The 21,069-nt window shown below is 69.8% G+C and carries 10 protein-coding genes and 1 pseudogene; 4 read left to right on the top strand and 7 right to left on the bottom strand.

The window, feature by feature from the left end; genetic code table 11:
- Positions 1 to 15 precede the first annotated feature (15 nt).
- Both ACXJMZ_RS00090 and ACXJMZ_RS00085 read right to left on the bottom strand, forming a co-directional pair.
- Positions 16 to 1,182, bottom strand: a complete 1,167-nt coding sequence (locus ACXJMZ_RS00090; protein WP_457027857.1) for an AAA family ATPase — start codon at positions 1,180 to 1,182, stop codon at positions 16 to 18.
- 193 nt (positions 1,183 to 1,375) lie between these two features.
- Complete coding sequence (locus tag ACXJMZ_RS00085) at positions 1,376 to 1,558, bottom strand: hypothetical protein (RefSeq protein ID WP_457027856.1); 183 nt, start codon at positions 1,556 to 1,558, stop codon at positions 1,376 to 1,378.
- Positions 1,559 to 1,893: 335 nt separating this feature from the next.
- On the opposite strand from ACXJMZ_RS00085, the gene ACXJMZ_RS00080 reads away from it, so the two are divergent.
- Complete coding sequence (locus ACXJMZ_RS00080) at positions 1,894 to 2,877, top strand: helix-turn-helix transcriptional regulator (protein WP_457027855.1); 984 nt, start codon at positions 1,894 to 1,896, stop codon at positions 2,875 to 2,877.
- A gap of 67 nt (positions 2,878 to 2,944) precedes the next feature.
- On the opposite strand, the gene ACXJMZ_RS00075 is transcribed toward ACXJMZ_RS00080, so the two are convergent.
- Positions 2,945 to 5,215 carry a M9 family metallopeptidase gene (locus ACXJMZ_RS00075; RefSeq protein ID WP_457027854.1) on the bottom strand — a complete coding sequence of 757 codons (2,271 nt, stop codon included), beginning with the start codon at positions 5,213 to 5,215 and terminating at the stop codon, positions 2,945 to 2,947.
- A 317-nt stretch (positions 5,216 to 5,532) separates the two neighbouring features.
- On the opposite strand from ACXJMZ_RS00075, the gene ACXJMZ_RS00070 reads away from it, so the two are divergent.
- Both ACXJMZ_RS00070 and ACXJMZ_RS00065 read left to right on the top strand, forming a co-directional pair.
- Complete coding sequence (locus tag ACXJMZ_RS00070; RefSeq protein WP_457027853.1) at positions 5,533 to 6,090, top strand: CchlQ; 558 nt, start codon at positions 5,533 to 5,535, stop codon at positions 6,088 to 6,090.
- A 47-nt stretch (positions 6,091 to 6,137) separates the two neighbouring features.
- Entirely contained in the window at positions 6,138 to 6,668 is a 531-nt protein-coding gene (locus ACXJMZ_RS00065; protein ID WP_457027852.1) for a GNAT family N-acetyltransferase, read from the top strand.
- Positions 6,669 to 6,672: 4 nt separating this feature from the next.
- Here ACXJMZ_RS00065 and ACXJMZ_RS00060 read toward each other — a convergent pair whose 3' ends face one another.
- From ACXJMZ_RS00060 to ACXJMZ_RS00045, 4 genes are read right to left on the bottom strand one after another with little or no spacing between them, the layout of a single operon-like run.
- On the bottom strand, positions 6,673 to 7,761 hold the full coding sequence (locus ACXJMZ_RS00060; protein ID WP_457027851.1) for a DNA helicase: 1,089 nt from the start codon (positions 7,759 to 7,761) through the stop codon (positions 6,673 to 6,675).
- 8 nt (positions 7,762 to 7,769) lie between these two features.
- A complete protein-coding gene (gene drmB, locus ACXJMZ_RS00055) occupies positions 7,770 to 9,611 on the bottom strand; it encodes a DrmB family protein (RefSeq protein WP_457027850.1) in 1,842 nt (613 codons plus the stop codon).
- Positions 9,608 to 12,724 (bottom strand): helicase-related protein, encoded by a 3,117-nt coding sequence (locus ACXJMZ_RS00050; RefSeq protein WP_457027849.1) that lies wholly within the window; start codon positions 12,722 to 12,724, stop codon positions 9,608 to 9,610. The genes drmB and ACXJMZ_RS00050 overlap by 4 nt, the downstream gene beginning before the upstream one ends.
- Positions 12,725 to 12,771: 47 nt before the next feature.
- Positions 12,772 to 14,646, bottom strand: coding sequence for a sigma-70 family RNA polymerase sigma factor (locus ACXJMZ_RS00045; RefSeq protein ID WP_457027848.1), 1,875 nt, complete (start codon positions 14,644 to 14,646; stop codon positions 12,772 to 12,774).
- Between the two features lie 272 nt (positions 14,647 to 14,918).
- On the opposite strand from ACXJMZ_RS00045, the pseudogene ACXJMZ_RS00040 reads away from it, so the two are divergent.
- A pseudogene (locus tag ACXJMZ_RS00040) lies at positions 14,919 to 21,045 on the top strand (protein kinase domain-containing protein).
- Positions 21,046 to 21,069 lie beyond the last annotated feature (24 nt).

Genomic DNA, 21,069 nt, shown 5'->3' with positions numbered 1-21,069 from the left:
AGACTGCGGCGAGGTTCAGACCGCGGCGAGCAACCGGACGCCCGGCAGCGGGAGTTCGGCGAGCGCGCGACGGACCAGGCGCGGCACGGTGAAGCACTCGGTGCCGCCCCCGGGGGTGCTGCGGACCAGCCCGCGCAGCAGCAGCGCGTGCACACTCCTGGCCACCTCGGCGGCCGGCCTGCCGACGTACCCGACGATCTCCTCGAAGGTACGGGGACGACCGCTGACGGCGAGCAGGCGGAGCAACTGTCCGGGTCCTGAACCGAGTTCCTCGGCCGCCGCGCGGACGGCGGTGCGCAGGTCGGGCCCGGTGCCGTCGGCGACCGGGGAGCAGGCCACCGCGAGCGGGTCCTCCCTGGCCCAGGCGAGCAGCCGGTGCGGCGAGTGGATCAGGCACCAGTCGGCGGCGTGCTCGATCGCGGCCGGCAGCCCGTCGAGCCGCCTGCAGAGCTCGGCCACCACGGCCACCTCACCCGCGGCGAACCGGTAGCCGGGCCGGACCCGGCGGACATGAGAGAGGAAGAGCTGTACGGCGTCCTGCCGGAGCAGCGCCGCCGGGTCCGCGCCGGGCGCCGGCCGGGGAGCTGCCAGCGGGGCCAGCGGCATCACCCGTTCCCCCGGCAGCCTGAGCGGTCCGGTGGCGGTCGCCAGTACGCGTAACCCCGGGTGCCTGCGCAGGAGTTCACCGATTCCTGGGTCGCTCGGCGGTGCGCCGTCGAGCACCAGCAGGGCATCGCCGACGGGGGGCCGGCTGTCCGGGCTCCAGCAGATCTGCCAGCCGCTCGCCCGCAGCCGATCGGCCACCTCGGTGGCGAGCCGGGTCTTGCCGACGCCGGGGAGTCCGGTGAGCGAGATCAGCCGCTGCCCGCCGGAGCGCAGCAGTTCCAGCAGCGTGCGGACCTCGTCGGCCCGGCCGAGCATGGTGAACGGGCTGTTGGGAGGGGCGGGTTCGGCGGGCTCGGCCGCCGCGGCCTCCTCGAAGGCGGCCCGGCGGGCGCCCTCCAGGCGCAGGGTGGTGACCAGCAGCCGGACGGTCTCCCGGCGCGGCCGGTGCACCCGGCCGGACTCCAGGTCCCGTACCGCGCGCACGCTCAGCGCGGAGAGGTCGGCCAGTTCCTGCTGGGTCAGTCCGGAGTTCCTGCGGAATTCCCGGAGCAGCCCGGAGAATCGGACGGAAATCATCGTTTCGTCCACGGTTTCCGTTCACCACGTCTCTCTGTCCGGAATGATGGTGTCCTGCGGGTCCGGCGGTAATAGTGGGGTGCTAGGGGTGGGCCCCTGCCGCCGCTCGGGTGGGGTGTCCCGAGCCGTCCTGCGCCGCCGGGGCCGCCCGGGTCGGGTGGCCGTCCGGCGTGGTCCGACTCCGGCGGACGGGTCAGCCCCAGCCCAGGTCAGCGGCGGTCGGGCTGGGCGAAGGCAGGCCGGTGACGGCGGGGGTCTGGGTGTCGCTGCCGGCGACCGAGTCGGCGGCGGCCGAGCCCACCGTCAGGGTGGCGGCGAGGGCGGCGACAGTCGCGGCGACGAATACGGCGGCGGTGGTGAGAATCTTGCGGTCCATGGTTTCCCCTCCAGAATCCGGGTGCTCTCCGGGTTATCCCGACACCTGGAGTCTGGCGCCCCGGAGAATGGCCGGTAAGGCCCCTCCAGGGGTCGTGAGTACGCCATGACGCAGACACGAGGGGTCCATACCTGACATAGTCGGACAGAGTGGTCCCGATGTGCTTGCGCAGTGAAGGAATCGAGGGTTCATCAGGTGCTCGTGCGCCCGGCGCACGTTACGATTGCGGACGCTTCCTCGCATGCACATTCGACCGGGATGGGACTGTGATCTTGGCCTCCGTAGCACCTGGTATCTCCTCGTTAGTTGGCCAACTCGGCCAGGAGGAACTGGAGTTGTTCCAGTACGTGGTCGAGCGGCAGCAGGTGGACGGCGACGAGCTGCGGGCCGGCCCGGCCGGCCCGGCGCGGGTCGACCGGCTGCTGGAGCTCAGGCTGCTCAAACGCTCGGCCACCCGGCCCGGCATGGTGGTGGCCGGCTTGCCGGAGGCGGCGGCGAGCGAGCTGCTGGCCCCGGCCCTGCAGGAGATCGAGGAGCGCCGCCGCGCGGTCGAGGCGACCAGGGAGCGGCTGACGGTCTTTCAGGCCGTCTACGAGCAGGCCAGGTTCACCCCGGGCGACGCCGGCGGCGTACAGCGGCTGACCGACCTGGACGTCGTCCGGGCCACCATCACCGAGCTGGCCGCCCGGGCCGAGCACGAGATCCTCACCTCGCAGCCGGGCGGCGCCCGCAAGGACGACGTGCTCAAGGAGTCGCTGGAGAAGACCGAGCGGGTGCTGCGGCGAGGCGTCCGGATGCGCACGCTGTACCAACACACCGCCCAGTTCAGCACGGTGACGGTGGAGTACGTCGACCACGTGTCCCGGATCGGCGCCGAGATCCGCACCCTCGGCGACGGATTCATGCGAATGCTGGCCTTCGACCAGTCGGCCGCCGTGATCGCGCTGCGCGACAGCGACGCGGGCTGCCTGCTGCTCCGCGACCCGAGCCTGGTCGACTTCGCCATCGGCGCCTTCGAGCGCGCCTGGACCAGCGCCACGCCCTTCCCGGAGAACTACAGCCAGGAGCGGGTGCTGGCGATCTCCGAGGACATGAAGCTGTCCATCGTCCGGATGCTGGTCCAGGGTCTGGAGGACCGGGCGATCGCCCGCCGGATGGGGATGTCGCTGCGCACCTGCCAGCGCCACGTCTCCGACATCATGGACAAGCTCGGCGCCCGCAGCAGACTGCACGCGGGCTTCCTGATCAGCCAGTTGGGCGTCGACCTGAACCCCACCGGCACCCTGGGCAGCCCGGCGGTGGCCCGCGCCGTGGAGTAGCAGGCAGAGAGCCCCGCAGACCGGTGACGGCCTGCGGGGCTCTGCTGTCTTCGTGTGAACTACCGGTCTAGTACTGCGTGGTGACCGTGGTGCCGGAGAAGCCCTGCTGGGCGTACAGGCTGAAGAAGACCCAGCCGGCCGGCGGGTTGCTGATGGTCAGCGTCTCGCTGTTGCCGCTGTTGGTGGACTTCTGCAGGTACGAGCCGGTGGTGGCCCAGCTTCCGCCGTTGTAGTAGAGGTCGGCGTTGCCGGTGCCACCGGCGGTGGTGATGGTCAGGCTCTGCACCCCGGCGGGCAGGTACAGGAAGCTGTAGCTGTAGTTCCCGGTGGCGGCGGTCGCGTTGTCGCGGCGGCAGTTCTTGTCGAACTGACGGGCGTCGGCGTTGGTGCACAGCGGAGCCTGGACCGGCGGCAGGGTGCCGCAGTTGCCGGCGCCGCAGGCGGTCAGCCAGGTGGTGAAGTCGGCGTCGTAGCGGGTGCCGATGGTGGAGGTCAGCAGGGTGCGGGCGGCTGCCCAGTTGCCGGTGCGGTAGTAACCGAGCAGCGTGGTCATGTCCTGCGGGTGCGACTGGAGCATGTAACGGACCGCCAGGTAGCCCCAGTTGTAGATCCGGGTGGAGTCCGCGTTGTCGTAGGTGGTGTCGAACAGCTGGCTCAGCTTGTACGTGCCCTGGGCCGCCTGGGCGATCGCGTCGTCGTAGCGGACGTTGCGGTAGCTGTACGAGACGTACTCGGCGATGCCCTCGACCCACATGATGGTCGGGGTGGAGATGCCGGCGTCGAAGTCGCCGAGCATGTTGTAGCGGCCGTCGAGGTAGTGGGTGTACTCGTGGTTGAGGTTCCAGATCGAGAACGCCGGGCGCAGCCAGCTGGCCTCGTGGGCGATGAAGCGGGCCTGGTTGCCGACCTTGGACGGGTCGCCCTCCAGGTACATGCCGCCGTTGTCGACCTCGATGTCGTAGATCGACCAGGCGTAGAGGCTGTAGTCGTAGTAGGCGTCGAAGACCACCACCTCCAGGGCGGTGTTCACGTCACCCGCGACCGGGCCGCTGTCCTTGACCAGCTGGTGGAAGAACGCGTCCTGGTTGGCCAGGCTGGTGCAGGTGTCGGCCAGCTCGGTGGCGGTCATCTGCTGCGCGCGGATCTTCAGGCTCGGGCTGCAGGTGTGGTTGATCGTCAGGACCAGCGGGACCAGCCGGGTGGGCAGGTCGCAGAGGCCGTAGTACGAGCAGTTGCCGGTGTCGCGCTTCTCGGTGAACCAGGCCAGGTTCATGGTGAGCGGCCCGGTCGCGCCGACCGGCGAGTAGCGGTTGACCAGGTCCTTGACCAGCGGCCGGGCCTGCGCCTTGAGCTCCGGGAAGGAGAGCAGGCTGCCGAGCTGGATGCCGATGTCGGTGGCCAGGTCGCCGCCGTTGATCATCGCGCTGTTGCGGGTGACGAAACCGGACATCGCACCGGCGAAGCCGGCGTCGGCCTGCAGGGCGGCGATGAAGGCGGGCAGCTCGGTGCCGCGCTCGATCACCGTCTTGGTGTTGTTCACCGCGTCGTACATGGCGCCGGTGTAGCTGCTGTTGTAGCTGTTCAGCAGGCCCTTGACCACGCCGGTGTAGCGGGCGTTCTCCTGGGCGCTGTCGATCAGGGTGACGGCCTCGGCCAGCGTCTCACCGTTGGCCTGGGTGACGTCCTTGGAGCGGGGAGCGGCGAAGAACGCGTCCAGGCCGCCGCGGATCGCGGTCTGCAGCGGGGAGTTGTAGGTGCCGACGGCGTCCGGGTACTTCCACTGCACGTAGTAGCCCGCACGCAGGAACAGCACCAGCTGGCCGGCCGAGCCGGAGTTGGTGCCGTTGTACGAGGCGGCGCTGTCCCGCAGGGCGTTGGCCACGGTCACCATCTGCGACTCGCGGAAGGTGCTCTGGGCGTCGGTGCCGGTGAGGGTGAACAGCGAGTTCACGCAGTCCAGGCTCGCGGCCTTGACCTGCTGGACCAGTGCGCTGCCGGTGCTGGTGGTGAAGTTGCAGGCGGCGGCGACCGCGTCGGCGGCGCCTGGAGCCGAGAACAGCTGCTTGGACTTCTTCTGCGCGACGGCGGGCAGCGTGGCGGCGGCCTTCGGCGCGTCGGCGGCGGCGGTCGCGTCGCCCGGGGTCGGGCGGCTGTCCTTCGGCACCTCGGAGGACTTGGGTACCGGGATGGCCCGGGACGAGGGCTGGCCGGTGGGGGCGGCCGGGGCGGCCGGGGTGGCGGGGGTGTTTCCGGCGGCGGCGCTGCTCTGCGGCGCGAAGAAGCCGAGCGTGAGCAGGAACGCGAACGCGAGGGTGAGCAGACGGCCCAGATGGGCCATCGGTATCCGGGAGGGTCGCACGGTGGGGGCCTCCGGGCCGGTTGGTGGCCGCGTGCTTGGGGCGCGGTCACTTGATGTGTGACATGTAAAATGGCACACATCACACTTCCTGCGAAAGAGTCCGGCAGGTATCAACTGCGCATCGGCCGGGCCGAAGCCCCCGGTGACAACCCGTCAGTCCTCGAATGGTCAGGGCCCGGACGGTGCGCTCGATCGGGTCGATCCGCAGGTCGGTGACGGTGCGCCAGGCTTCCTGGCCGACCCGGTCTGCCCGGGTGCTACGGTGCCAGCACCGTCGGCCGGCAGGGGGAGTACGGGTGGAGTGGGGGACGTTGGTCGCGACGCTGGGCGGCGCCGTGATCGCGATATCCGGCACGGTGCTGGCCGACCGGCTGCGCAATCGGCACGAGGACGACCGTGGTCTCGGCGCCCGCCGCCGGGAGGTGTACACCGCCTTCATCGCCGCCGCGGGCACCGCACACGCGCAGCTGGTCCAGCTCGCCCAGGACTCGGCCGACTCCGTACTGGCGGGTCAGGCCGAGGCGGCCAGCCGGGCCGTACTGGTGGACTCCGGGATCTACGACGTCCGCGAGCGGCTGTACATCGACGCCAGTGAACCCGTGGCCGGTGCGGGCCAGCGGATGTTCGAGCAACTGCGCGGGCTGCGCCGGGTGGTGGCCACCGGTGCGCCGCAGTCCTCGGCGGCCTTCCACGACGCCTACCACCCCTACATCGAGGCGGTCTGGGCCTACCGGGTCGCGGTCCGGGCGGAGTTGGAGGGCAGGGCGCTGACCCCGGCGGCCTTCGGCTGGGAGGCCTGGGACGGCCGGGAGCGCTGCCCGGTCTGCCGGGTCGTACCCGCAGTGGTCGGCTGAAACACGGCCGATTACCGCATCGGGCCCGGGTTCGACAGGATGGGGGTATGACCGAGATTCGCACCCCCCGACTCCTGCTCCGCCGCTGGACCGAGTACGACCTCGCGCCGATGGCCGAGATCAACGCGGACCCGGTGGTCATGGAGTGGATCGGCGACGGCTCCGTACTGGACCTGGAGCAGACGGCGGAGGCGATCGAGCGCTGGGAGGACGGCTGGGACGACGAGGGCTTCGGCCTGTTCGCCGTCGAGCTGCTCAGCTCGGGCGAGCTGGCGGGTTTCGCCGGGCTCTCGGTGCCGTGGTTCCTGCCCGAGGTGCTCCCCGCCGTGGAGATCGGCTGGCGGCTCGGCCGACAGTTCTGGGGTCAGGGCTATGCCTCCGAAGCAGCCCACGCCGCACTGGAGTTCGCCCTCGAGGACCGTGGCCTGGACCGGGTGATCAGCATCGCCCGGGTCGGCAACGACGCCTCCGAGAACGTGATGCGCAAGCTCGGCATGGAGCTCGACCACGAGACCACCGACCCGGTCACCGGCCACCGGCTGAGCATCCACGCGATCGACCTGACCCAGTACGCCTGACGTCCTATGGGCGGAGCAGCTTGCCTGGGGACACCCCCGCGAACAACGGCGTTTCTACTGCACCCTCATAACCGAAGTGCAGCTCCTGCCGAGCTCGCGTGGCCAGAACGTAGTAGGTCATCCTGAGCGCTGCGGAGGTGGGGTCGACGGCGGCGTCGGTGTGGATGTCGGGGATGACGACGGTGTCGAAGCCGAGGCCCTTTGCGCTGGCGCGGTTGATGATGACAATGCCGGGTCGGGTGAGGTCGAGGTTGCGGTAGCGGCCGCCCGTGGCCCGGGAAGTGTAGAGCTGCGGCTTCAAGCTGGGAGCCCGGCGCTCCAGGCGCGTCAGCAGGTCGAACTGGGCCTGAGTGGAGTCGAGGATGACACCGATGCTGTGCCGGGGGTGGCGTTCGGCGAGGGTGACGAGCAGATCAGTGAGGCTGCCGGGACGGGTGAGGTGGTGCAAGCGCGGGAGGGGCCCATTCCGGTCGGGGAGTGGGGGTGGGTGGGCGCCTGTGTGGAAGACCGAGGCGAGCTCCGCGATCTGGCGGGTGTTGCGGTGGTTGCCGCCGAGCTCGTGGCGCGTGCAGTCTCCGAGGCCGCTGCCGATTTCGGCGAGCGTGGAGTGAGTCGTGGTGAGCCGCTGGCATTCGTCGGCGTAGACCGTCGTGGGGATGCCGAGGACGCGGCACAGTCGGTAGAAGCCGGGTGGCATGTCCTGACCCTCGTCCACGACGAAGGCGAGAGCCTCATCCGGTGGAGTGAGCGCGGCCCGTTCGTAGAAGGCCGGCCAGTCGTACCAGCCGTTCTCCGCGCGCGGTGCGTCTGAGCCGTACCACTGGGCCAACCACGAGTGCGTGGTTGAGACCTCCACTCCCTCATCCTTCGGGCCCAGGGCGGAGACGGTCGGCGCAAGGGACTGGCGCAGCAGGTTGGAGCGGGTGAGGAGGACGGGGTTCGCGCCGTTGAGGGCGAGCATGACCGCGCGTTGGACTGCCAGCAGGCTCTTGCCGCTGCCGGGCGGGCCGCTGAGCAGGTGGTTGCCGTGGAAGGGAAGGGAGTCCAGCGAAGCGCGCTGGGCGCTGGTGAGGTCGAGGTACGTGATGGTCATGACGGCGGTCACTCCAAGGTGGCGGCCGCCGCGACGCGGGCGGCGGAGATGACGGATTCGAAGTAGCCGGGTACGTGTTCGCCGCCGACGACGAGTACCCGGTCCAGGAGAGTGTTGCCGGTCTCGCAGCTGGTCTCCGGCAGGAGGGCACAGGCATGGCAGGCGGCTCGGTTGAGGTTGCCGAAGCCCTGACCGGTGTGTTCGGCACAGAGCGGGTCGGCGGAGCACCAGGCGGCGGCTTCGATCGTCCGCAGAAGGGTCTCGGCCAGTCGGGGAGGTTCTCCCTGCTGGACGAGTCCGCCGAGAGTGCCCTCGGCGTCGCCTGCAGCGGTGTAGACGAGAATCCCGTACTGGTCGTGCTCGGGTCGTGCGTAGACCCGCTCGCGCAGGCTGGCGGTCGTGTATCCCGACTCGAACGCCAGCTGGCGGATGAGGAGATGGGCCAGGGTATGGAGCAGGACGAACCGAGGCGAGAGTTCGTTGCCGGTCAGGCTTGCCAACCGGTCCTGCTGGAACGAGCCATGCAGGTCGTCGCGCATCCCGGCGACCCGTCGACGCACGTGGTCGTTTCCTTCCCAGCCGTTGAGCTGGACCTTGTCGAGGGTGAGGAAGAGACCTTCCCCGAACACCTCCACAGCAGGCAGCCACTTGAGTCGCCGCGCGGTGTCAGCCGGTACGAAGGCAGCGTCCGGCGACACACGGCTGAAGCCGGAGAGTGCCCGGACCTCACGCAGCCGGTCGGCGAGCACGATTCGGCCGATCCGGCGGTGCAGACCGGACCAGGGCTCGGCGTTCTCGTGGGCCAGGCCGAGCGTGGTGTCCCGGATCGCGAAGTCCCGGGTGACTGGTGGGGCGGGGGAGGTGAACGCCTCCCACTCCTCGCGGCTGAGATCGGGGCGGGCGGCCGGAGTCGCGACCTGGTCGGCGGGCGTTGGCACACTTCCCGTCTCCTCGGCGAGGAGCGCGTCAAGGAGCGCGTCATCGGCTCCCGTCTCCTCCTTGATGATGTCGCGGTAGGTGCCGGACCGAGGGCCCTGCGATGCACGGCACAGGGGGATCCACAGGTCGTTGTCGCGTACGCGGGCGGCGAGGGTCTGGTCCGTGCTGGCGGAGGTGTCGGTCTCCGGAATGTCGAGGGCGGAATGCACTACCGGGTAGTAGAGGTTGCCCGCCGTGCGCTGCACGATCTGCACCGGTTGGACACACGACACCGCCTCCCCGACCCGCTGCCACGGGTTGCGTCCTGAGCAGCGCATCCCATGAGTCCCCAGGATGTCCAGCAGGTCCTGTGAGGCGCCGTCACATCCCTTCGCCGTGCACTCGACGGACAGCGCCTCCAGTCCGGCCGCCCGCTCGGACACCCGGAACCGCAACTGCTCGCGGGAGGTGCAGGTCTGACGCTCGGTCGGGGTGCGGCGCGAGTGCGCCCAGAACCACCAGTCCACATCCCCGAGGTGCCCTCCCGCGCAGATCTGCACGAAGCGCATGGGAGCCAGCTGACGTACCGGTGAGCACGCGGGACAGCGCGGTGGGGTGCCGGCTTTCTCGTTGGCGATGCGCCAGCGCACCATACGCCGGCACGACCCGCAGAACAGCCAGGTGGGGAAGCGGATGTACGGCGCACCGGGTGCGTCCGGTCGGTCGTAGCGGTCGTTCAGCGTGGGTGGGGCCGCGTAGAAGCCGGTCACGCCGAGCCTGGCAGCGAGCCGGGGCGACTCGACGATCTGGCGCTGCCTGGGCCAGTCGCCGATCCCGGCGGCGACGAACGACTCGCCTTGGACGTCCAGGACCGCGCCCACCCCGAACGGCAGCACTGTCTGTGACTGACGGACCCTCAGGCGCCTGCTCACTGGTCGGTTCCCTTCACTGTCACCTGGCACTCCCGGTCGACACTGCGCATGGAGTTCGGGGTCTCCCACAGACCGCCGTACTGTTCGAAACTCTTCAGCAGATTGGTCTGGCCCTTGCCCTGACTGCTGTAGTACAGCTCTCTGCCGTCCGCCCGTGCCGTGTGCGCCGCCTGTTCCCATTCGGCGAGCAGGTGGGCGAGCTCTTCGCGGATGCCAGCCGCTGCGTCCGGATCGCACGCGGCGGCCCGTGCCACCAGCACCTCGGTAAGGGTCTCCGTCGCCGGCAATACGTCCAGGATGCGTCCGGCCTGATTCTCGGCGGAGAGGCCGAGCTGATGGCGTACGAGAATCACCAGTGCGGCGTGCAGGGCACGTCGCCGTGAGGGGACGGACCACGGTGTGACGCTGGTCGGTTCGACGTGCCGGTACAGGGAACGGTGGTAGACGTCGAAGGTCTCGTAGTGCGACCGGTCGCGGGGCCGGGTCGCGTTGAAGAAGGCGACGACCAGACCGGGCACGGCGTGACGCCCGACGCGACTGGTGGCCTGGATGTACTCGGCTGTCGTCTTGGGCTGCCCCTGCATGAGCATCAGCGAGAGCCGCTTCACGTCCACGCCGACCGACAGCATGTTGGTGCACGGCAAAAAGGAAACCGCCTGCGGGTCGTCCCAGGGTTTCTCCAGCCGGTCGAGCAGGACGGGTTGCTCGGCGCGTGGCAGGTTGCTGGTCAGCTCCTGAACCTGATGATCAGTCAGCTTTCGGGTGCCGAAGCCGGCATCGAGTCCGGCGAGCTGAGCAGGGATGTCGTCGGCCGCCGCGGTGACCGTACGGCCCAGCTCGCGAAGGCTGTGGTGGTAGGCGACGAGTGTCCAGTACTCGTCCCGGTGTTCGTCGGGAAGCTCCCACGCGCCTTGGAGCATGGCGGCAGCGGTGGTCACGGCTGCCCGGCCGGCGGTGTGCCCCTGTGCCATCACGCCGACGTACCGGCGTCCGGGGCGGGAGGTGTCGGGCTCGGCAAAGTAGGAGTGGCGGGCATCGAGCCCGGCCGGGGGGAAGAGTTGGACCTCGCCCCCGTACAGGGCGCGGACCTGTTCGCCCGAGCGGCGGATGGTCGCGGTGGATGCGACCACCTTGGGACCGATGCCGTCGGCGTCGGTGCACAGGCCGAGCACGGCCGACTCGTACAGTCCCACCGTCGTGCCGAGCGGCCCGGTGAGCAGGTGCAGCTCGTCCTGGATGACCAGCGAGGGCGGCTGACACCGACTGTCCGCGCCGAAGAGCCGGCCGGCGCGGGCCTCCCAGGCGAGGCGCGCGAACTTGTCGACGGTGCCGAGTACGAACGTCGGAGGGCGGTCGTACAGCTGCTGGTCCACCACGGCGATCGGCAGCTCGTCGTGGAAGGTGCACTCGTCGCGGGGGCAGTAGAAGGCGAAGGAGTCGGGGGCGGCCCGCACACCGTAGTCGCCGTTGTCCGGCGACCGGTGGGACGGCAGGATGCGGGTGCCGCACCAGGGGCAGCGGTCCAGGATGAACACGTCCTCCGGACGGGCGGAGCCGCGCACGTCATTGAAGGCGCTGCACGCGGCCTCGTACGAGTTCGGCGAGGTGGCTTCACCGACCCACAGTCCGACGGAGAACGGCTCCCGGCCGTAGACGTCCGGGGCGGTTCGGCGCAGCGACTCCAGCGCGCACACCGTGGTGGCCGCGCGCTGGAACTGTTGGGTTGTCAGGAGGCTCAGCGTGTACCGGCTCAGCACCGCTGTGCCGCCCCCGTCGGGTTCGCGGCGGCGCAGCACCATCGTGAATGCGGCGAGGAGGAGGTAGGCCTCCGTCTTTCCACCGCCGGTGGGAAACCAGATCAGGTCGGTGATCCGCCGGTCGGGGTGCCGGGGGTCGGCGACACCGTCCAGCGACAGCAGGAAGAACGCCAGCTGGAAGGGGCGCCAGGAGGTCTCCTTCGCCGGCTCCGGATCGAGAGGCACGGGGTCGCGGCGGCTGCGGCGCTCCCCGGCCAGATCCCTGGCGGAGTGGCGCATCTGGAGGGCCATCGCGCGGTTGGCGGTCCGGAACGCGTGGAGCAGCTCGGGGCGGGACGGATCGCAGAGGGTTTGCACCCCGGCTTCCATCCGGGAGACTGCCGCACCGACGCGGTTCAGGATGCGGTCTGCTGCCTCGCGCCCCCAGTCGGGGAGAGTGGTGCGGCACTGTTGCTCGTACCACGAGCGGTAGTCCGCCGTGAACGCGGTGAGGTCGGTCCGCAGTTGCTCTGCGGGCAGCTCGGGGTCTGCGAGATGCAGGACGTTCAGGACCGGTGTCTCCGTCAGACCGGCCGCCCGGGTGGCCGGTACGTCTGCCTCCGGCATCACCGCAGCCCGCAGTCCGGTGATCAGCCCGCTCCCGTCCGACTCCTCGTCGACCGCACAGCCGTGACCGACCGCGTAGGTGCGCACGTGGCGGTACTGGAGGCGGAGCTCCTGCTCCTCCAGGTCCCGACTGGCGAGGCGCACACTCGGGTACTGCAGTACCGAGCCGTCCAGCGGCTTGGCGTGCAGCCCGACCTGGAAGAGCATCCGGTCCCACTGAGCCGCGCGGCCGAGTGCCTGCTCGGCGTGGGCCGTGTTCACCAGGGCGACGGTCACCAACTGCCCGGAACCGAAGGCGCGCCGGCGCAGCCGGATCTCGGCCCGGCCGTCGAGGACGGTGATCTGGTCGCGGTCCGGCCCGAGCAGGTGCGACTCCTCCGGCAGCGCCACCCGCTGCCAGCGTCGGCCCCGTTCGCCCTGTTGGGTCACGTAGCGGGCGCCGACGCAGCTGACCTCGATGACCGAGGCGTCGGTGTAGAAGCTGAGGCCGAGCGAGGAGGGCAGCCATGCGTTCGACTCGGGCACCGGATCGGTGGCCGGGTTCGTGTCCGTGCTGGCGGACTCCGCGCCGGGGGCGTCCGTCTCCTCGGCGGAGACGGTCAACTGCCTGTGGAGATCGGCATCCTGGGCGTAGAGCGTGCCCATGAGGTACTGGCGGTCGGGTGGTGCGTCGAGGACCTCGTCGGGCCCGTGGGCAGGGCCGACGAGCTGGCGCCGGAGGTAGTCGACGAGTTCGTCTCTGGGTTCCACGCTGCTGTCCGTTCTCGATTGCCGGAGGGTCTTGGTCAGGTGCGCTGCTACCAGAGGCTGAGCTGGGTGTCGCCCACCGCAGCTGTCGGGACCGGAGGTCGGGGCGAGGGGATCGCGGTTGGCAGCGATGGTGGCGTCACGGGCTGCGGATGGACTACTCGGCGCAGCGAGCGCCGACGAAGGGAGGGCCGCGCGGCCCGCGGCCCGCGCTCCCAGCGCAGACCCAGCGACTCGAGGAGGACCCGGCGATGGGTGAGCAGCCCGGCGCCGTTGACGCCACCGACCCGGCGCTGGTGCTCGATCCACTCACCGAGCCGGACCGTCGCTTCCACGTGATCGGGCGGCGGGAGACATGCGCCCTCGCGTCGGCGGAATGCCTGCAGCGCACCCAGGCCGGCGCTCCAGTCCTTGGCCGCGAGGTCCTTCGAGATGGCGTGCACCGGGTTGGAACCGGTGGCGTCGAGCCGCCGGTCTGTCAGCATCGTCCGGAGCGTGCGGTACGGATCGCCGGTCGGGTCCGCGAATGCGATCTGCAGTAAGGGCTTGAGCCGCAGCTCCAGTTGGCGGACCCGCTCCCGGGTGACCTCGAAGTCCTTGCCGATCTCGTCCAACGTGGCGGGGTCCTGGCCGTCCAGGCCGTAGCGTCTGGTCATGATGTGGGCGTAGCGCTCGGGCAGTGCGGCGACGGCCTCCCGCATTTCTCCGTTGCTCAGCGCGTCGATGACGGTGTGTTCAACGCTCGGAATCGCGGTACGGGCCTCGATGAGATCACCGAGGTGCACGCCGTCGCCGACGATCCGGTCCAGTGAGTCCGTGCGGCGGCTGAGCCGCCGGATCTGCTCCACCTTCGCGACGCTGAGATCGCAGGCTACCGCCACGTCGGCGGCTCGTACCGAGAGCCCGCTGGAGAGACGAGTACGCTCCGTGCGAGCCACCTTCTGCATCAACTCGTGCATGTGTACGGGGATGCGGATGATGCTGCCCTCGTCGGCGACACCTCGGCTGATCATCTGGCGGACCCACTGGGTGGCATAGGTGGAGAACTTGTAGCCCATGAGTGGGTCGAACTTCCGTGCTGCGCGCAGCAGACCGAGCATCCCGTGCTGGACGACGTCCTCGTAGTCCAGGCCCTGATCAGGGAACTGCCGTGCCATCGAATGGACGAGGCCCTGGTTGTGCGTGACCAGGCAGTCGCGTGCCCGTCGGCGCTCGTCCGTCGGCCGGAGCTCGGCCAACTCCGCGTCCGTCGGTTCCCGGTGTGCCTGCTTCGTTCCGCCACGCAACAGCACGCTCAGCCCGATCTCCTCCGCTGCGGTGAGGATGCGCTTCGCCGGGCGACGGGTGAAGTAGTCGTCCGTGAGCACGGCCCGAGCGGCGTCCATGGCGGCCCGGAGGTCGCCGGGTGTGAGCGGTACGGCCGCTGCCGGCGCCACCGTCGGCATCTCACGCGTGGGCCGAGACAAGGCAGGCCCCCCGGACGGCCGGGTGGCAGGCCCTCCGGCTTGCAGCTCGGCGGTCTCCTGTGCGGAGAGCCCGGCCAACCTGGCGACGCCTTCAACTGCCCGAGCGGACGCCTGCCCTTGGCCGTCGGCATAGCGGTCGAGCAGGCGGCGCGCGGTGTCGAGGCGGGACGACGAAGCCTGCTCCTGGGCGGGTGCGGGAGGACTGACGGGCCTGGGCGGCTCACTGATTCGGAGGTTCATTCCGGTGAGCGCGGTAGCCAGACGGGCGCGCTCTTCTTGGCTCAGGCCGAGCTTCTCGGTCTCGTCGCGGAAGACCTGGTACGGCACGGCCCCGCCCACCTGCTTCGCCTGAAGATCGACGTACAGCCGGCCGAGGGCAGCCTTCAGGCTCGGGACCTGGCGATCCATTCTTCTGCCTCTCGCACGGCGGCGGCCCAGGCCGGCGGCCCGGTAGGTCAAGTGCATCCAGGGACATTGTCCTCAAGGAGTACACGGGAACCCTACTCATTATCCGTTGACGGCGTCAACGGATTGAACTCCTGGTGTGCGCACCCCATGCTCGTGTACGGTTCGTCGTGTCGCCGTCCCGCCGTGAGTGCTCTCCGGCCGCCGCGGGTGTGCGGCGAGCGGTGCGGCGTGGATCCGGTGGGCATACGTACGGAGGAGCGGCAGTGGACGTGGAGTTGATCGGCGGCCGGTTTCGCCTGGTAGGGGTGATCGGCTCCGGCAACATGGGGGAAGTGCACAGAGCCGAGGACCTTCGGTTCCCCGAGGGAGCCCCGGAACGTGTGGTCGCCGTCAAGACGATCCTTCGCCGCCGTTCCGGTGTCGCCGTCGACACCCGTGGCGACCTGAAGGCTGTCGAGCGTTTCGCCCGGGAAGTGCGCATCATGCGCCGCCTGGACCACCCGCACCTGTCTCGCCTGATCGATGGCGGTGTGGACGACTCCCACGGTGGCCTGCCCTATCTTGCGATGGAGCTCCTGGACGGTGAGGTCCTCCGGGACCTCATCGAGGAGGAGCGCCGGCTGCCGGTCGCCTGGGTGGCCGCGATCGGTGCCCAGATCGCCGACGGGCTGTCCGCCGCCCACGCGGCCGGCGTCGTCCACCGGGATCTGAAGCCCGCCAACGTCATGCTGACCAGGGGCGGTGTCGTCAAGGTTCTGGACTTCGGCATGGGCCGTATCGTCGACGACCCCGAGGATGCCCGGCTGACCAGCACGGGCGTCGCCGTCGGCACCGCCCGCTACATGGCCCCCGAGCAATTCAAGGCCGAGCAGGTCACCCAGGCCGCCGACCTCTACGCCCTGGGCTGCCTGCTCTTCGAGATGCTCACCGGTGTTGCGCCGTTCGTCGGCGAGGCGGCGTACGAGCTGATGCGCAAGCACATCGAGGATGCGCCGACCCCGGTACGGCTGATCCGGCAGGACGTCCCCACCGAGCTGGCGCGACTTGTCGAGCGCCTGCTCGCCAAGCAGCCGGTCGACCGTCCTGCCGATGCCATCGATGTCCGTGACGCTCTCCTGCCGCTGGTCGGTCCGGAAGGCGAAATCTCGCAGCTGCCCTCTTGGAGCGCGTTCGACCCCGTCCGCGTGCTGCGCACGGCCCAGCCCGCCGGACCTGTCGGTCCCGTCGGGTTGCCCGCCCGCGATGAAGGCAGCAGGCCTGCCGTCACCGGCGGAATGGACGTCTTCGGTGTCCACCGCAAGCTCATCGAGGATTATCGCTCCTTCACCGAGGGAGGGACGGTCATTCGCGACGATCGGATCGCCGAGTTCGTCGAGGAGGACCTGAACGCCAAGTCGCAGTGGCCTGACCCGTGGCTCTCGCTGAACCCGTTCTTCGCCGGCGGGGGCACCGTCCTGGAGCTCGCCGGCCAGGGGGTGCTGCACGAGGAGTGCGCGCGGATCTTCCAGGCACGGAAGACCGAGGGCGGTACGGTCTGCGACGGCCGCCCGCTGACGCTGCATCAGCACCAGCGTGAAGCAGTGGATGCGGCCCAGGCCGGGGCCTCGTACGTGCTGACCACCGGTACCGGCTCCGGCAAGTCGCTCGGGTACATCGTGCCGATCGTCGACAAGGTCCTGAAGGACCGTCAGGCCGAGGGTCGGAGCGTCGCCAAGCGAGTGCGGGCGATCATCGTCTACCCGATGAACGCCCTGGCCAACAGTCAGCTCAAGGAACTGGAGAAGTACCTGCGGGACGGCTACGGCGAGGGCCGCGAGCCCGTCACCTTCGCCCGCTACACCGGGCAGGAGGACGATGTCCGCCGCAAGGAGATCCGGGACAACCCGCCGGACATCCTGCTGACCAACTACGTGATGCTGGAGCTGATGCTCACGCGGCCCGATGATCGCAGGAGCCTGGTCGCGATGGCCAAGGGCCTGGAGTTCCTGGTCTTCGACGAGCTGCACACTTACCGCGGGCGTCAGGGCGCTGATGTCGCGCTGCTCATCCGCCGCGTCCGCGAGGCCTGCCAGGCCGACCAGCTGCAGTGTGTGGGTACCTCCGCGACCATGTCCACCGAGGGCACGTCGGAGGATCAGAAGAAGGTCGTCGCGCATGTCGCTTCCACCCTCTTCGGTATCAGGGTCGATCCGGCACACGTCATCGGCGAGACCCTGGTCCGGGCCACCGGTGAGGCTCCGCAGACGGTCGCCCCCGAGCGGCTGACGGCCCCGGCGGCTCCGCGCGCGTACACCGAGCTCACCGGCGACCCGCTCGCACGTTGGGTCGAGACCCGCTTCGGTCTGGCCACCGACGAGGCCACCGGCCGGCTCGTCCGTCAGCGGCCCGCCAAGATCGAGGAAGCCGCCGCCGACCTGGCCGAGCAGAGCGGAGTCCCCGCCGAGCAGTGCGCAGCCGCGATCCGGGCCACCTTGGAGGCCGGCTCGCGGGCTCTTCATCCCGTCACCGAGCGGCCGTTGTTCGCGTTCCGGCTGCATCAGTTCCTCTCCAAGGGCGACACCGTGTACGTCACCCTGGAGGACAAGCTCTCCCGGCACCGTACTCGGGCCTACCAGCTCGAACAGCCCGGATCCGGTGGCAAGTTGCTGATGCCGCTCGCGTTCTGCCGTGAGTGCGGGCAGGAGTATCTGACGGTATGGCGGACGGAGAAGGACGGCGAGGTCCGCTACGAGGCGCGCCGTGACACCGCGGCCACCGGCGGTCGCCAGGGCGATGGCTACCTCTACGTGGATCATGACCGCCCCTGGCCCTTCAGCCCCGAGGTGGCGATCGCGGACCGTCGACTTCCGGAGTCCTGGCTGGAGATCGACGACAAGGGGCAAGAGGTCGTCAGGAAGTCGCACCGTGACCGGGTGCCGCGTGCCGTCACGGTCGACCCGTACGGGACCGAGGGCTACGGCGAGTTGCAGGCGGCCTTCATCCCGTCCCCGTTCCTGTTCTGTTTGCACTGTGGCGTCGCCTACGAGCAGACGCGCGGCAAGGACTTCGCCAAGCTGGCGACCCTTGACCAGGAGGGCCGGTCGTCGGCGACCTCGCTGATCTCGGCTTCAGTGGTCCGTTCGCTGAAATCGGTGCCCGAGGAGGCATTGGAGAAGGAGGCGCGCAAGCTCCTCACGTTTGTCGACAACCGTCAGGACGCCTCCCTCCAGGCCGGTCACTTCAACGACTTCGTGCAGATCACCCAGCTGCGCGGAGCCCTCTTCAGGGCGGCCTCCGAAGCGGGCGAGGACGGTGTCAACCACGAGCAGCTGGCCTCCGCGGTCGCGAACGCGCTCGCGCTGGATCCGACCGAGTACGCCGGCGATGCGGTGGACCTGCCGCCGGCGCTGGCCCGGAACGCGGCCAAGACACTGCGCGACGTGATCGCCTTCCGGCTCTATCTCGACCTGGAGCGGGGCTGGCGTATCACCATGCCCAATCTGGAGCAGACCGGCCTTCTGGAGATCGACTACGCGGACCTCGTCTGGGTGGCGGAGCGTCAGGAGCGTTGGGACCGCACCCACCGGGCGCTGCGCGACGCCGACCCGGCGCTGCGCGCCGAGATCATGAAGGCGCTCCTCGACGAGATGCGCCGCTCTCTTGCCATCGACGTCCAGTACTTCCGCGACGACTTCGACTCGTTGCAACGGGCCAGTGAGGAACGCCTCATCGACCCGTGGGTGCTGACGAAGACCGACAGCCCCAAGGTCGGCACCGCCTACCCTCAGCCGTCGCGCCCCGGTCTGGACCGGTCCGGCCTGTTCCTGTCGGCCGCGGGCAAGTTCGGCAAGTACCTGCGGCGTACCGACCGGGTGTTCCAGGAGCTCGACAAGGCCGATCTGCAGCTCGTCATCGAGGAGCTGCTGAAGGTGCTCAGCAAGGCCGGCCTGGTCAAGGAGGTCTCGGCGGCGCCGCAGCGCTCCGGCCGTTTCCGCGGTCCCTCCGGGCCGGCCGTCACCGGGTACCGGGTGGCTGCCCAGTCGCTGATCTGGCGCGCGGGCAAGGGTGAGCGTGGTGCCCACGACCCGCTCACCCGCACCTACGCCAGCGGTGACGGTCCCCGGGTGAACACCTTCTTCCGTGACCTCTACCAGAACGCGGCCGGAGCGCTCGCCGGGCTGTTCGCCCGCGAGCACACCGCCCAGGTGGATCCTAAGGAGCGGGAGAAGCGTGAAGAGGCCTTCCGTAAGGCTGAGTTGAAGCTGCTGTACTGCTCGCCGACGATGGAACTCGGCGTCGACATCTCCTCGCTCAACGCCGTCATGATGCGCAACGTCCCGCCGACGCCCGCCAACTACGCGCAGCGCTCCGGCCGAGCGGGCCGCAGCGGCCAGCCCGCTCTCGTCACCACGTACTGCGCCACCGGCAACAGTCATGACCAGTACTACTTCCGCCGCTCCGAGCGGATGGTCGCAGGAGCGGTCGCCCCGCCCCGTCTCGACCTCGCCAACGAGGACCTCGTCCTCTCGCACCTCCAGGGCATCTGGCTGGCCGAGGCCGGGCTCAAGCTCGGCCGGGCGGTCACCGAGGTCCTCGACGTCTCGTATCCGGCGACCGGCGACCGCCCCAAGCCGGCCCTGGAGCTGCACCCCGGCATCCATGCCGCCTCGTGGGACGCCGATGCGCAGACCCGGACGATCGCCGCCGCCTACCAGGTCCTCGGTCCGCTGCTGTCCGACTTCGCTGGCACCACCTGGTGGGACGAGCGGTGGATCGAGGACCGGGTGCGGACCGCCCCCGTGCGGTTCAACGAAGCCTTCGACCGCTGGCGCGACCTCTTCCGCGCGGCTCTCGACGACCAGTACGTCCAGAACAAGCGCGTCCTGGACCACAGCCTCACCGACGGCGACCACAAGCGTGCGGTGGGCCGCCGCCGGGAGGCCGAGACCCAGCTCAATCTGCTGAAGAACGAGAGTGTGGAGAACAGATCCGTCCTCTCCGACTTCAACCCGTACCGCTACCTCGCGTCCGAGGGCTTCCTGCCCGGCTACTCCTTCCCCCGGCTGCCGCTCGCCGCCTACATCCCGACGACCGGCCGTCGCCAGGGCGAGGGCGACTACCTGCAGCGCCCTCGCTTCCTCGCCATCCGCGAGTTCGGCCCGGGCGCGCTGATCTACCACGAGGGCGCCCGCTATCAGGTCACCCGCATCCAGCTACCGCCGGACACCGCCGGTGATGTGACGACCAGTGAGGCCCGCCGCTGCGATCACTGCGGGTACCACCACGACCCGCGTGAGCGGGCCGACCGCTGTGAGATGTGTGGCGAACGGCTCGGTTCGGCCACCTACGGCCTGCTCCAGCTGCACACCGTCTACACCCAGCGCCGTGAGCGGATCTCCTCCGACGAGGAGGAGCGGCGCAGGGCCGGCTTCAAGCTGGAGACCTCGTACGCCTTCCAGGACCACGGCACTCGCAAGGGCCGCCAGGATGCCAGGCTCTCAGACGACTCCGGTCCGCTCGCCCTGCTGGCGTACGGCGACTCGGCGACTGTCCGGATCACCAACGTCGGCCGACTGCGGGCGAAGAAGGACGACCCGGCCGGCTACTGGCTCGACGTCGCCGACGGCCGCTGGATGAACGACCGCGATGCCTCCGATGCCTCCGGCGACTCCGGCGAGCTGCCCGTGGTCGATTCCGACGGCAACGAGAAGCGTCGCAAGAAGCGCGTCATCCCCTACGTGCAGGACAGTCGCAACATCCTCGTCGTCACCCTCGATGAGCCGCTGCCCGAACCGATCGCCCTCTCACTGATGTACGCCCTGGAACGCGGTGTCGAGGCCGCGTTCGAACTGGAGGACTCCGAGCTCAGCAGCGAACTCCTCCCGCCGAACGACGGCCCGCGCAACCGCATCCTCTTCACGGAGGCGGCCGAAGGCGGGGCGGGCGTGCTCCGCCGCCTCCAGTCCGAGCCCGACGCGCTCGCCAAGGCCGCCCGCCAGGCACTGGCGATCTGTCACTTCGACGAGCACGGCGTCGACCTGGGCGGGCCGCACCCGGACCGCCAGTGCGAGCGGGGCTGCTACGAGTGCCTGCTGACGTACGGCAACCAGCTCACCCCCGGAGCCCACACGGGCCGCGCCAGCCGTGCCGGCCGATCAGGAGGAGCCCCCGCGGGAACGCGAGCTGCTGACTTGGCTCAAGGACCGTGGCCTCCGGCTCCCCGACGAGACGCAGACCCTGGTCACCGAGGCGAACGCCATGCCCGATTTCATTTACCGCATGCCCGGTGTGAAGCTCGCCGTCTTCGTCGACAACGCCGATAACGAGGTTTCCGCCCTGCGGGACGAGGACGCCGAGGAGCGTCTGCTCGACGCCACCTGGGACGTGATCCGCTTCCCGTACGGTGGCGACTGGGACGCCGTCGTGGCCGGCCATGCCCGCTACTTCGGCACCGCGCACCCGACCAGCTGACCGACGGAACCGACGAACCACTCG

Source organism: Kitasatospora sp. P5_F3, from assembly GCF_054049135.1.
Note: the sequence above shows the minus strand (reverse complement) of the source record. Positions and strands in the feature narration are given on the sequence as shown.